At 63.7% G+C, this 12,350-nt stretch carries 11 protein-coding genes; 6 read left to right on the forward strand and 5 right to left on the reverse strand.

Features of this window, described 5'->3' with window-relative positions; translation table 11 throughout:
• Positions 1-71 precede the first annotated feature (71 nt).
• The 3 genes from ACWHXP_RS20295 to ACWHXP_RS20305 form a co-directional block, all read right to left on the reverse strand.
• Positions 72-1,811 (reverse strand): methyl-accepting chemotaxis protein, encoded by a 1,740-nt coding sequence (locus ACWHXP_RS20295; RefSeq protein ID WP_489635198.1) that lies wholly within the window; start codon positions 1,809-1,811, stop codon positions 72-74.
• A gap of 175 nt (positions 1,812-1,986) precedes the next feature.
• Positions 1,987-2,184, reverse strand: a complete 198-nt coding sequence (locus ACWHXP_RS20300; RefSeq protein WP_245202309.1) for a hypothetical protein — start codon at positions 2,182-2,184, stop codon at positions 1,987-1,989.
• Between the two features lie 245 nt (positions 2,185-2,429).
• The gene (locus ACWHXP_RS20305; protein WP_489635197.1) at positions 2,430-3,404 is read right to left on the reverse strand and encodes a LysR family transcriptional regulator; all 975 of its coding nucleotides are present in this window, start codon (positions 3,402-3,404) and stop codon (positions 2,430-2,432) included.
• A gap of 134 nt (positions 3,405-3,538) precedes the next feature.
• Between ACWHXP_RS20305 and ACWHXP_RS20310 the strand changes: the two genes are divergently transcribed.
• The 4 genes from ACWHXP_RS20310 to ACWHXP_RS20325 all read left to right on the forward strand — a co-directional run bounded on the left by ACWHXP_RS20310 (position 3,539) and on the right by ACWHXP_RS20325 (position 6,845).
• Positions 3,539-4,774, forward strand: coding sequence for an MFS transporter (locus ACWHXP_RS20310; protein ID WP_039788464.1), 1,236 nt, complete (start codon positions 3,539-3,541; stop codon positions 4,772-4,774).
• A 255-nt stretch (positions 4,775-5,029) separates the two neighbouring features.
• Complete coding sequence (locus ACWHXP_RS20315) at positions 5,030-5,281, forward strand: hypothetical protein (RefSeq protein WP_034333872.1); 252 nt, start codon at positions 5,030-5,032, stop codon at positions 5,279-5,281.
• A gap of 41 nt (positions 5,282-5,322) precedes the next feature.
• Positions 5,323-5,961 (forward strand): ABC transporter ATP-binding protein, encoded by a 639-nt coding sequence (locus ACWHXP_RS20320; protein WP_489635196.1) that lies wholly within the window; start codon positions 5,323-5,325, stop codon positions 5,959-5,961.
• A gap of 53 nt (positions 5,962-6,014) precedes the next feature.
• Positions 6,015-6,845 carry a nucleotidyltransferase domain-containing protein gene (locus ACWHXP_RS20325; RefSeq protein WP_489635195.1) on the forward strand — a complete coding sequence of 277 codons (831 nt, stop codon included), beginning with the start codon at positions 6,015-6,017 and terminating at the stop codon, positions 6,843-6,845.
• Between the two features lies 1 nt (position 6,846).
• On the opposite strand, the gene ACWHXP_RS20330 is transcribed toward ACWHXP_RS20325, so the two are convergent.
• Together ACWHXP_RS20330 and rtcR are read right to left on the reverse strand one after the other, a co-directional pair.
• Positions 6,847-7,299 carry a GNAT family N-acetyltransferase gene (locus ACWHXP_RS20330; RefSeq protein ID WP_121037335.1) on the reverse strand — a complete coding sequence of 151 codons (453 nt, stop codon included), beginning with the start codon at positions 7,297-7,299 and terminating at the stop codon, positions 6,847-6,849.
• Positions 7,300-7,322: 23 nt separating this feature from the next.
• A complete protein-coding gene (rtcR, locus tag ACWHXP_RS20335; RefSeq protein WP_489635194.1) occupies positions 7,323-8,924 on the reverse strand; it encodes an RNA repair transcriptional activator RtcR in 1,602 nt (533 codons plus the stop codon).
• A gap of 198 nt (positions 8,925-9,122) precedes the next feature.
• Between rtcR and ACWHXP_RS20340 the strand changes: the two genes are divergently transcribed.
• Positions 9,123-10,676 (forward strand): vWA domain-containing protein, encoded by a 1,554-nt coding sequence (locus ACWHXP_RS20340; protein ID WP_489635193.1) that lies wholly within the window; start codon positions 9,123-9,125, stop codon positions 10,674-10,676.
• A gap of 349 nt (positions 10,677-11,025) precedes the next feature.
• The gene (locus ACWHXP_RS20345; RefSeq protein WP_489635192.1) at positions 11,026-12,279 is read left to right on the forward strand and encodes an RtcB family protein; all 1,254 of its coding nucleotides are present in this window, start codon (positions 11,026-11,028) and stop codon (positions 12,277-12,279) included.
• The last annotated feature ends 71 nt before the right edge of the window (positions 12,280-12,350 follow it).

A 12,350-nucleotide genomic window follows, 5' to 3' on the forward strand; every position in this document is an offset into this window, starting at 1 on the left:
CATCAAAAAAAATGCCTGCGTGATGCAGGCATTTTCACGTTGATACGCGGGCCCGTCAGCGGGACAGCCCCTCAGAAGGTTTCCCAGTCGCCCTCGCCAGCATCCTTCTTGTAGGAGGAGGAAGGGCCTTGCCCGGCAGCCGGCTGTGCCTTGGCGGCGCGCGCAGGTGCCACCGGAAGCGACGGTCTGGACACGGCCTTGGGGGCCGGCTTGGCGGCAGCAGCCGCAGGCACCACCGGCACTGGCCGCACCACGCCGCCGGCGGTCTTGAAGATCCCCACCGCACTGCGCAGTTCGGTTGCCTGTTCAGACATGGCCTGGGCCGCCGCAGCTGCCTGCTCCACCAGTGCCGCATTCTGCTGGGTGACCTGGTCCATCTGGCCGAGCGCCTGGTTGACCTGCTCGATGCCGGCCGTCTGTTCCAGCGAAGCGGCGGAGATTTCGTTCATGATCTGCGTGACGTTGCGCACCGCCTGCACCACTTCATCGATGGTCCCGCCCGCTTCGCTGACCAGGTGAGTGCCGCGTTGTACGCGTTCCCCCGACAGCACGATGAGGTCCTTCACATCCTTGGCGGCGGCGGCGCTGCGCTGGGCCAGTGAGCGTACTTCGCTGGCGACCACGGCAAAGCCGCGTCCCTGCTCACCGGCGCGTGCCGCTTCCACGGCCGCATTGAGCGCCAGGATATTGGTCTGGAAGGCGATGCCTTCAATGACGGTGATGATCTCGGACACCTTGCTGGAACTGTCGGAAATCTCGTTCATGGTGGAGATGACGCGGCCGACCACTTCGCCACCCTTGAGGGCCAGCGCGGAAGCATCCTCGGCCACGACGTTGCCCTGCCGGGCGTTGTCGGAATTCTGACGCACGGTGGAGGTCAGCTCTTCCATGCTCGACGCGGTTTCTTCCAGTGATGCCGCCTGCTGCTCGGTGCGTTGCGACAGATCGGTATTGCCGGTGGCGATTTCGCCTGCGGCCACCGAAATCGATTCCCCCGAGGTCTGGATGCCACGCACGATGGTGGTGAGCTGCTCGCGCATGCTGGCCAGCGAGGCCATCAGGCTGGTGCGGTCATTCTGCTTCAGGGGAACCGGTACCGTCAGGTCTCCCGCGGCGATATGCTGGGCGACCAGCGCGGCGGCGGCCGGCTCTCCGCCGAGGGCCTTGAGGATACTGCGGGTGATCGCAAGGCCGGCGACGACGGCCAACAGTACCGTGAGCGCGCCGCCGCCGATGAGCACCGCGAGGGTGGCGCTGCTGAGCTCACGGACCTGCTCGCCGCGTACCTTGAGCAGCGATTCTTCGGCCTTCACGAATTCACTCTGCAGGCCGCGGAAGCGGTCCATGAAAACCTTGTCGTGGGTCGCGCCGAAGTAGGCTTGCAGAGCCTGGGTGGAAGCGCTGGCATTGGCTTCCTTGCGCAACCTGATCAGGGTCTGGTCGACCTCTTCGATCTTGTTGGTCAACTCCAGCATCTCGGTCAGCCGCTTTTGCTGGACCGGGTTGTCGGCGGTCAGCGCCTTGGCCTGATCAAAAGCCTTGCTGAACGCCTTGCGCCCACCCAGGTAGGGATCGAGAAACGCCTCGTTGCCGGAGGCCACGTAACCACGAATGCCGGTCTCGATGTTGACCATGTTGATCAGCATGTCGTCGGCCGCGCCCATGACCTCATAGGTATGGACATTCATGGCACTGGCCCTTTCGAGCCGGTTGAAGTTGAACAGCAAGAGGCTGCTTACCGCCAGCGACACCACCACCATGCTGAGAAAGGCCAGCCCCAGTTTTCGACCGACGGTCATTGATCCAAACATTTTCCTCACCCCATTGTTGCCAGCGCATCGCTGGTTGGTTTTCATGTCATTGCGTTGAAATGCCGCGCACCGGAATGCGCGACAGCGTACCCGCAGCGCTCTGCACGAGGCGGCGGGGTCTTTGATGCAAACAGTTAAAAAAGAAGTGCGAGCGCGTACCCGATGCGCAATGGCATCAGGTCTTCATGGCCTTGGCAATGGCATCAGCAGCCTGGGATTTGAAAGAATCCCCGGTCCGGATGTCGGCATGAAGTGCGATCTCTTCAAACGTCGCTGTGAGGGTTTCCATGATCTGCTCAAGCCGGTTGAGCTGGTGGATCAGCGATCGGGAATGATGCTCAGCAAGAGCGTCATCCTCTTTTTCGATGGCCATTTTCTGGTTCCCCGCTTTGGATGATCGATACGAATGCGCGTCTGCGCGCCTGTGCGCGGGGACATCATTCCTGTCCAACGTTGTCCGGGCCGGAAGCCGCCATTGGCATTCACGGCCGCGCAGGACTAGATGTTGAGCCCACTATAGGCGGTTAACTCATCCTTGAACCTCAGGCATTTCCCTAGATGACAACATCGCTGCCTGGATGGAGCGTGTCGGGACCAAGGCTTCATAGGCAGCGGGCATCACCCCTGCAGCGCACCCCGTCCCACGGCCTGGTGCACCACGGAGGGCATCGCTTCCTTCATGGTGTCGATGAAGTGGCGCAGCCGGGCCGGGTAGAAACGTGCATAGGGGTACATCAGCGACACCGGCAGCGGTGCCGGCTCCCACTCCGGCAGCAATTGGACCAGGCGGCCGGCGGCCACATCCTCGGCCAATACCCATGATGAGCCTACCGCCACGCCCATGCCTTCGATGGCGATATTGCGCAACGCATACAGGCTGTCGGTGACCAGCTGCGGACGGAAAGCCACCTGGCGCTGTTCGCCGCTGGTGGCGTGGGTGAGCATGATCTCGCGGCGGTAGAAAGCCGGAATGGCGATCCACGGGAAATCCGCCAGCTCTTCAGGCTGGCGCGGCAGGGCGCGGCCCTGCAGCAGCGCCGGCGCCACCACCGTCATGCGCGGCACCTCGGCCAGGTGGATGGCGACCACCGAGGGATCATTGACTTCGCCGACCTGGATGGCGCAATCGATGCCCTGGCTGATGAAATCGGCGGCACGGTCATGCAGCAGCCATTCCACGGTGATGCGCGGATGGCGCTGCATGAACTGCAACAAGGGCGCGATCAGCTGCTTCTGCCCGAAGGCGTGCGGCACCACCACCCGCAGCGTGCCTTCAGCATGCTGGCGGGCACCGCGCAATTCGCTTTCGAACTCATCCCAGCCGGCCAGCAATTCCTTGGCGCGCTCGTAGCAGCGTTCGCCATCCTCGGTCATCTTCATGGCGTGGGTGGAACGCTGCAGCAGGCGCACCCCCAGCGAGCGCTCCAGCGCCTGCAGGCGGCGGCTGACGGTGGGTTGCGTGGTCGCGAGCTGGGCCGCTGCTGCCGACAGGCTGCCGGCCTCGACGATGCGCACGAAGGTCTGGATCAGCTCGATGCGGTCCGTCAGGCCGGTGGCGGAGAAACTGGGGGCAGGGGAGAGGGGTTTGGTCATACGGCTAACGTATAACAATTCTGCCGCAGGCGCTACTACCAGATGCGAGCCGGGAAGCGGACAATCCGTTCCAACGCTGGCAGAAAGGGGATTTTTCCGGGCCGGCAGCCAGACTCACTTATTGAGGTTCCATCATGAACAGCATTCCCAAGACGCATACAGCCGCTCCCGCTGCGGCTTCCTCTCCTGCCCACGGCCTGTCGACCGGGCTGATCGGCCTGCTGGCCACCGGGGCCGGCCTGGCCGTGGCTTCGCTCTACTATTCGCAGCCCATGCTGGGCGTGCTGGCCGATGACATCGGTGCCTCCGAGCGCGCCGTGGGCATGGTGCCGATGTCGACCCAGCTCGGGTATGCACTGGGCATCCTGCTGCTGGCACCGCTGGGCGACCGTTATGACCGCCGCCGCATCATCCTCATCAAGGCGGCCATCCTGACGGTGGCGCTGCTGCTGGCGGGTGCGGCGTCCGGCATCGCTACCCTGCTGGCCGCCAGCCTGGCCATCGGCCTGACGGCCACGCTGGCGCAGGACATCGTCCCGGCCGCCGCCACCCTGGCACCGGAGCAGCATCGCGGCCGCATCGTCGGTACCGTCATGACCGGCTTGCTGCTGGGCATCCTGCTGTCGCGCGTGGTCAGCGGTTTCGTGGCCGAGCACTTTGGCTGGCGCGCCATGTTCGTGGGGGCCTCGGCCAGCATCGCGCTGATCGGCCTGGCCGCGTGGCGCGGGCTGCCACGTTTCCATCCGACCACGCATCTGTCGTATGGCGCACTGCTGGGCTCGCTGGGTACGCTGGTGCGCAAGCATGGCGCGTTGCGCCGCGCGGCGCTGGCCCAGGGCTTGCTGTCGGTCGGGTTCTCGGCCTTCTGGTCGACGCTGGCGGTGATGCTGCATGGCGCACCGTTTCACCTCGGCAGTGCGGCGGCCGGTGCCTTCGGTCTGGCCGGTGCGGCTGGTGCGCTGGCAGCGCCCCTGGCGGGCCGCATCTCGGACAAGAAAGGTCCGGAGCTGGTGACCCGTCTGGGTGTGAGCCTGGCGGCGCTGTCCTTCGCCTCGATGGCGCTGTCGCCGTGGTTCTCGACGCAAGGTCAACTGGTCTTGCTGGCACTGGCCGCCATCGGCTTTGACCTGGGCGTGCAGGCGACGCTGGTGGCGCATCAGACCATCGTCTACAGCATCGAACCCGGTGCCCGCAGCCGTCTGAATGCGGTGCTGTTCGTGGGCATGTTCATCGGCATGGCCGCCGGTGCGGCGCTGGGCAGCCTGGCGCTGGCACAGTGGGGCTGGATTGCGGTGGTGGCACTGGCAGTGGCGGCGGCCGTGCTGGCCCTGGTGGTACGCATGTGGCCGGGGGCAGCCAAGGCCCGTTGAGTTGGCGCCCTGCGGTGGTCTTGCCAAGGACAACGGTCCCGGCGTTTGCCGGGACCGTTTTTTTTTTATATTTTTTCCACAGGCTGGACCATTTTTGCCGGATGGGAAGATGTGCTGCCGGCTCCCTCCCCGGGTCCACATCTTTTATAATCCGGGGCAGGAGACAACCCATCGCCAGCATGTTGCCCGCCCATCAATGCGCCCTGCGGCGCTGCCCGGCGGCCATGCAGCGAAACACAAAGCAGGGTGAACGGCATGGCACTGTATTTCAAGAACAAGCGACAGAAGACCTTCCTGGGTGCGCCCGTGGGTTGGCCATTGATGTTCCTGATGGCGGTCGACCTATGCATTGCCGCGCTGATGTTTCTGTCGGACCATGACTGGAGCGGCCTGATCCTGCTGTATCCGCCATTGGCATTGGCCCTGGCCATGCTGGCCGATGCCCGCAAGGAAAAGCAGGCCGCCGAGGAAGCCAAACGCCAGGCGGCGCGCCGCCAGCGCTCCTGAGCGCAATCCGCTCTCCCTTCGATTCCCCACGCCCCTCACCGATGACCCAAGTTTCTGACCGCGCAGCGCTGCTGCTGGTATCGCGCCTGAATTTTTCCTATCCCGGCCTGGACCTGTTCCAGGACTTCTCGGCCCGCATCACGGCCGGCGTGACGCTGGTGCGCGGCGGCGATGGCCGCGGCAAGACCACGCTGCTCAATCTGCTGGGTGGTTTGATGCCGGCGCGCGATGGCGTGCTGGAGTTGAATGGTCTGCGACTCGATGGCGAGCCCGAGAATTACCGCCGGCAAGTGTTCTTCATCGATCCGCGGACCGAGGCCTATGACCAGATGACGCCGCCGGAAGTCTTTGCAGCCCTGGCGCAACGGTATCCGCATTTCGATCATGGCTTGTTGCCGGCTCTCACCGAAGGTCTGTCACTGACGCCGCACTTGGAGAAAAAGCTCTTCATGCTCTCCACCGGCAGCAAGCGCAAGGTCTACCTGGCGGCCGCCTTCGCGGCCCACGCCACGCTGACCTTGCTGGACGATCCCTACGCCAGTCTGGATCGTGCTTCCATCCAGTTCGTTGCGGCTACGCTCAATGCACATGCCGCTGATGCCGATCAGGCCTGGATGGTGGCCATGTATGAGACTCCGGAGGCAGTGCGGTTGGCGGGGACGATCGATCTGGGGGACTGAGAAACACCAGGGCCTTGCCTTCCCGCCCGGTCCTGCCTGCTATGATCCACGGCATGGACGCCACCTCACCCGCCGCTGCCGCCGACTGGCAGCACCATGAACATCCGATTGATCCGCAGATCCGTGCCGAGATCGACAAGACGCTTACGCGCATCGAATCCGAGCATCAGGTGCGCGTGCTGTTCGCCTGCGAATCAGGCAGCCGGGGCTGGGGATTTGCCTCGCCGGACAGTGACTACGACGTGCGCTTCATCTACGTGCACCGGCCCGACTGGTATCTCACCGTCTTCCCCGGCCGCGACGTGATCGAATTGCCCGTCAATGCCACCTATGACGTCAGCGGCTGGGACCTGCGCAAGACGTTGGCCCTCCTTCACAACGGCAACGCCACGGTGGTGGAATGGCTGTCGTCGCCGGTGGTCTACCGGGCCGACGTCAGCTTCGTCGACAAGATCAATGCGGCGGCCGACCTGGTACATCGTCCGGATCGCGTGTTCCATCACTACCTGCAGATGGCGCGCAAGAATTACCGCGAGTACTTGCAGGGCGAGCGCGTACGCCTGAAAAAATATCTCTACGTACTGCGGCCCTTGATGGCAGCGCTGTGGGTGGAGCAGCAGCGCGGGCCGGTGCCGATGCGTTTCCTCGACCTGGTCGAGGCGATCGTGAGCGATGCGGCATTGCGCGCGGCCATCGATGCGCTGCTGGTCATCAAACGGCGCGCGGGCGAAGCCGAAGAGGGCGCGGCCATTCCCGAGATCAATCGTTTCATCGAACTGGAATTGCAGCGGCTGGAGCATGTGCCCACGCCGCACAAGGATGCGCGGGGCGAATATTCGGTACTGGATCGGTTGCTGCGGGATGTGGTGATGCAAGGGCAGTGAATCAGGCGACGCATTTGCGCATGAAAACACTGTTGGGATCGTCCACGTAAGTACCGAAGGGTCCGCACGGGAGATAGCCGCAGCTTTCATAGAAGCGAATGGCTGCGTGCTGCAGATAGCCCGTCTCCAGCAGGAATTCCCGGTATCCAAGCTGGCAGGCCCGCGCTTCAAGCCAAGCCAGCAGTTGCCGGGCGGTTCCTTTTCCACGCTGTGCGGGCAGCGTGAAGAAGCGCTTCAATTCGGCCCTGCCATCCTCCAGTCGCATGGCACCGCAAGCTACCGCCTGGCCATGCTCATCACGTGCCACGGCGAACAGCACATCATCGGCCGCCAGCGCATCGATATCAATGCCATGATGGCTTTCGGGCGGATACAAGGGCTGCTGATAAGCGTCCAGCGCTTCAATGAGCTGCCTGACCTCTGGCAGGGTGGGCGATTCCAGGGAGATGTTCATGCTAGTGGCTCCGGGTTCTGCGTCTACGCCACATCATCCCAAGCCAAGCCGAAGCGCGCCAGATATTTCTTGAGCCGATCCGCATCATTGGGTTTTGCCTTGGCATCCCGCGAGACCGCGAAGAGCGTGCGTCCCGCTTCCGACAGCGAGCGCGAACGGCGGCACACGGCGACCACGGCGCGCAACTGCACCGCATCGAAGAGATCCAGCGCTTGCGCGTGCTCACCCAGCAAGGCGTCCAGATCAACGTCCTGCTCCCCCGACGCAGGCTGCGCACTGGCGCGCCATTGACGCTGCAGGCGCGCAGTCTCTTCCTCCACCAGCGCATCGTTGATGCGCCCCGCATCGGCCAGCGTGGCCATGCGCACGACGGACGCCGACAGGTCGCGGAAATTGCCCGACCAGCTGGCTGCCGATGACACGGCAAAGGCCAGATAACGCATCCGCGCCTCCTTGTTGAAACGCACCACCTGTCCATGCTCGGCGCTGAAGCGGTCGAGCAGGTAGTCGAGGTTGGGTTCGATGTCTTCGCGGCGCTGGGCCAGGCCGGGCAGGGCATAGGTCCACAGGTTGATGCGGGCAAACAGGTCTTCGCGGAAGCGGCCCGCCGCGACCTCGCGCGCCAAGTCGCGATGGGTGCCGGCAATGAGCTGGAAATCGCTCTGCGCCTCGACATCGGCACCGACCGGCAGAAAGCGCTTCTCCTCGATGGCCTTGAGCAGCATGGCCTGTTCATCCAGCCCCAGTTCGCCGATCTCGTCGAGGAACAGCAATCCCTTGTGCGCCGAACGCAGCAAGCCCGGACGATCATGGGCTGCGCCCGTAAAGGAACCGCGCACATGACCGAACAAGGTGGAGGCAGCACCGTCGCCCTGCAGCGTGGCGCAATTGATGTCGACAAAGCGGCCCTCCAACTGATGCCGCGACTTCTTCAGTTCGTAGATGCGCCGCGCCAGGAAGGACTTGCCGGCCCCGGTCGGCCCCATCAGCAACATCGGTGCGCGCGAGCGGATGGCCACGCGCTCGATCTCCTCGATCATGTGGTTGAAGTGCGCATTGCGCGTGGGGATACCGGACTTCAGCAAGGCCAGCGCTTCACGCTGTTCGCTCGAAAAGCGCTGCGCGATCAGGTCGTACCGCGACAGGTCGAGGTCGATGAGGGCATAGCTGCCAGGAGAGCCTGCCGCCTGCCGGCGCGGCGGTGAGGTCTGCAACAGTACGCCGGGCAGGTAGCGCGCCTCGGTCATGAGGAACAGGCAGATCTGGACCACGTGGGTGCCGGTGGTGATGTGGATCCAGTATTCCTCGTTGTCCGTGTCGAAAGGATAGGCGCGCGCAAAGTCGAGCAGGTTGGCGTAGACCTCACCGAAATCCCAGGGGTCCTGGATCGGCAGATCATGCGGCCGCACGACGGTATCAGGCGAGACGCTGGCGATGTCGCGCCCGATCTGGCCGACCAGCCCCAGATGGCGCTCGCCGATGTAGAGCAGTTCCAGACGGTCGATGACCACGTCCGGGTACTGCGTCAGCGCGATGGTCGGACGCCATTTTTCCCAGCGCGGCGCACCACGTCCGTGGTCGAGCTGGGTACCGGCGAAACCGATGACGACTTTTTTCTTTGCCATATTTTTAGATAACTTCTTATCTTGATGGATAAATTATCCTGTTTTTCTCGGGTACAGGCAAATCTCGGGAAATCAGGCCAAAATCAGATTTATTCAATCAATTCAATGAGTTAAAAGGAGTTTCCGCACATCTAGTCCGAGCTGGCACACCCGTTGCAATACAGGGAACAAGACCAAGCGATCAACGAGGAAAAGAAAATGGCGAATGTGCAACTGTTCCAGACCCTGAAGCGCCGCCTGCTGCCGGCAGCCGATGCGATGAATCACGCCGGCGGCGCTGCCTATGCCTTGAGCAAGGAGCACATCCTGGCGCAGTACGCGGCCACCGGCTGTCTGAACCGCACCTTCTACGCCAGTGCCGAAGCGCAACTGGCCACCGTGCTGGACCTGAGCCAGGACATCGCCCCGCGCTTCATCGCCCAGACCGCGCTGTACGCTCGGCGCCGCAGCTACATGAAGGACATGCCGGCGCTGCTGCTGGCCGTACTGGCGGCCCGTGGTGTCGATGAACTGGCACCGGCATTTGCCGGCGTGGTGGATCAGGGCAAGATGCTGCGCAATTTCGTACAGATCCTGCGTTCCGGCGTGACCGGCCGCAAGTCGCTGGGCACTCGTCCCAAGAAGCTGGTGCAGGCCTGGCTGAACCAGGCCACGGAGCAGCAACTGCTGGCCGCCTGTATAGGGCAGTCGCCGTCGCTGGCCGACGTGGTCCGCATGGTGCATCCAAAGCCGGCCGAACCGTGGCGCGCCGCGTTCTTCGCCTGGCTGATCGGCCGTCCGTTTGATGAGGCCGCACTGCCGCCGCTGACGCGTGCCCTGCGGGCCTATCAGCGTGACCGCAGCCAGCCGGTACCGGCGGTGCCATTCCAGTTGCTCACTGCCTTGCAGCCGGGCACGCAAGAATGGGCCGGGATGGCGCGGCAGGGTGGCTGGCACATGGTGCGCATGAACCTGAACAGCTTCGCGCGCCACGGCGTGTTCGAGCTGCCCGGCATGACCGAGCTGATCGCCGCCAAGCTGTGTGATCCACAGGCCATTGCCGCGGCACGGGTGTTCCCGTATCAGCTGATGGCCGCGTGGCAGGCTGCTGCCGGGACAGTGCCGGAGCTGGTGCGCGACGCCTTGCAGAGCGCCATGGAAATCGCGCTGGCCAATGTGCCGGTGCTGGAAGGCTCGGTCGTGGTCTGCCCGGATGTGTCGGGGTCCATGTCGAGCCCCGTGAGCGGCATGCGTGCCGGCGGTACCAGCGCGGTGCGATGCATCGACGTGGCAGCATTGCTGGCCGCGGCCATCGTGCGCAAGAATCCTGCGGCCTGCGTGCTGCCGTTCGAACAGCGCGTGGTGCCTTGCCCGTTGGTTCCCCATGACAAGGTCATGGCCAACGCCGCGCGGCTGGCGCGTATCGGCGGTGGCGGAACGGACTGCAGTGCGCCGCTGCGCTGGTTGAACGAACGCCAGCAGCGTGCGGATCTGGTGGTGCTGGTGTCGGACAACGAGTCCTGGCTGCGCCATCACGCCAGCGGCGCGACCGAAACGATGCGCCAATGGCAGCAGTTCAAGCGCCGCAATCCGAAGGCGCGCCTGGTCTGCATCGATCTGGCGCCGTACGCCACCAGCCAGGCACCGGAGTCGGACGATATCCTCAACATCGGCGGATTCTCCGACGAGGTCTTCAAACTGCTGGCCAGCTTTGCGGCCGGACAGATGCAGGCGGGACACTGGGTGCAGGAGATCGCGTCCACACCGCTTTGATGGTGCAAGACAGGTTGCCACTGCCGCCCGAATGCCGTTGCGATTACATCTCCGTATCGCGCACATTCTGGTCGGGCGGGAGTGGTCCTGATCATTCCGAATGCTGGCAGGATTACATTGGGTAGCCCGGTTCAACTCCGGGACGGCGGTTCGCAAGAATCGGCGCAAATCCTGCCGATCTGGTCGGAATGAAGCGGGCGGCCCGGAATTGCCGGGCCGCCGAGGGGCAGGAGCCCCGACTTTTTCAGGTGAGGCGCGAATGCGCAAGCGACTACCTTCACGGAAAACCCGTCGCTGGCACTCTTGTCGCGTCTCGCCTTCCCTCATGTTCAGCAAGAAAGTAACGAAAATGGACAAACTCGACAACATCGCATCAGCGACCTACGACACCCTGGCCACCGGGCAGGGCAAGCCGGTCAAGATGTGGACCCGCGGCGTGCCGGTGGAAGCTGAGGCAAAAACCCAGCTGGGCAATACGGCCAAGATGCCGTTCATCTACAAGCACATTGCGGTCATGCCGGATGTGCACGTGGGCAAGGGCTCCACCATCGGCAGCGTGATCCCGACCCTGGGCGCGATCATTCCCGCCGCCGTGGGGGTCGATATCGGCTGCGGCATGATGGCGGCCAAGACCACCCTGTGCGCCGCCGACCTGCCGGACAACCTGGGTCCCTTGCGCAGTGCCATCGAACGCGCCGTGCCGCACGGTTCCTCGCCACGCACGCGCAGCCATCGCGGCCGCGATCAGGGTTCCTGGGAACATCCGCCGGCACCGGTCGATACCGCATGGCAGACGCTGAAGGATGAGTTCGACGTGCTGTGCCAGAAGACGCCCAAGCTGGAGAAGACCAACCACTACAAGCACCTGGGCACGCTGGGGTCGGGCAATCACTTCATCGAGATCTGCCTGGATGAAGAGGGCGCAGTCTGGTTCATGCTGCACTCGGGTTCGCGCGGCGTGGGCAATGCCATCGGCACCCACTTCATCGAACTGGCGCAGCAGGACATGCGCAAGCACATGGTCAACCTGCCGGATCGCGACCTGGCCTATCTGAAGGAGGGCAGCACGCACTACGACGACTATCTGCAAGCCGTGGGCTGGGCGCAGAAATTTGCGCGCATGAACCGTGAAGTGATGATGCAGAACCTGATCGCCGCTGTACGCAGCGTGATCGCCAAGCCTTTCCAGACGCACGTGGAGGCGGTCAACTGCCACCACAATTACGTGCAGAAGGAACATCACTTCGGCCAGGATGTGCTGGTCACCCGCAAGGGTGCAGCATCGGCCCGTGCCGGCGAACTGGGCATCATTCCCGGCTCGATGGGGGCCAGGAGCTTCATCGTGCGCGGCAAGGGCGAGGCCGAGAGCTTCCACAGCTGCAGCCACGGTGCGGGACGCACCATGAGCCGTACCGAGGCCAGGAAGCGCTTCTCGGTAGAGGATCACATCAGCGCCACCGAAGGTGTGGAGTGCCGCAAGGACGAAGCCGTCATCGACGAAATCCCGATGGCCTACAAGGACATCGATGCCGTCATGGCGGCCCAGCAAGACCTGGTGGAAGTGGTGCATACGCTGCGCCAGATCGTCTGCGTGAAAGGCTGAAATACAGCGCGCCGAGAGCGTATTACGCACTGGGTGCGCTGCCTGTGAGGCCCGCTCGCGCACAGCAACAA

The sequence above is a fragment of the Herbaspirillum sp. Her2 genome (assembly GCF_057961375.1).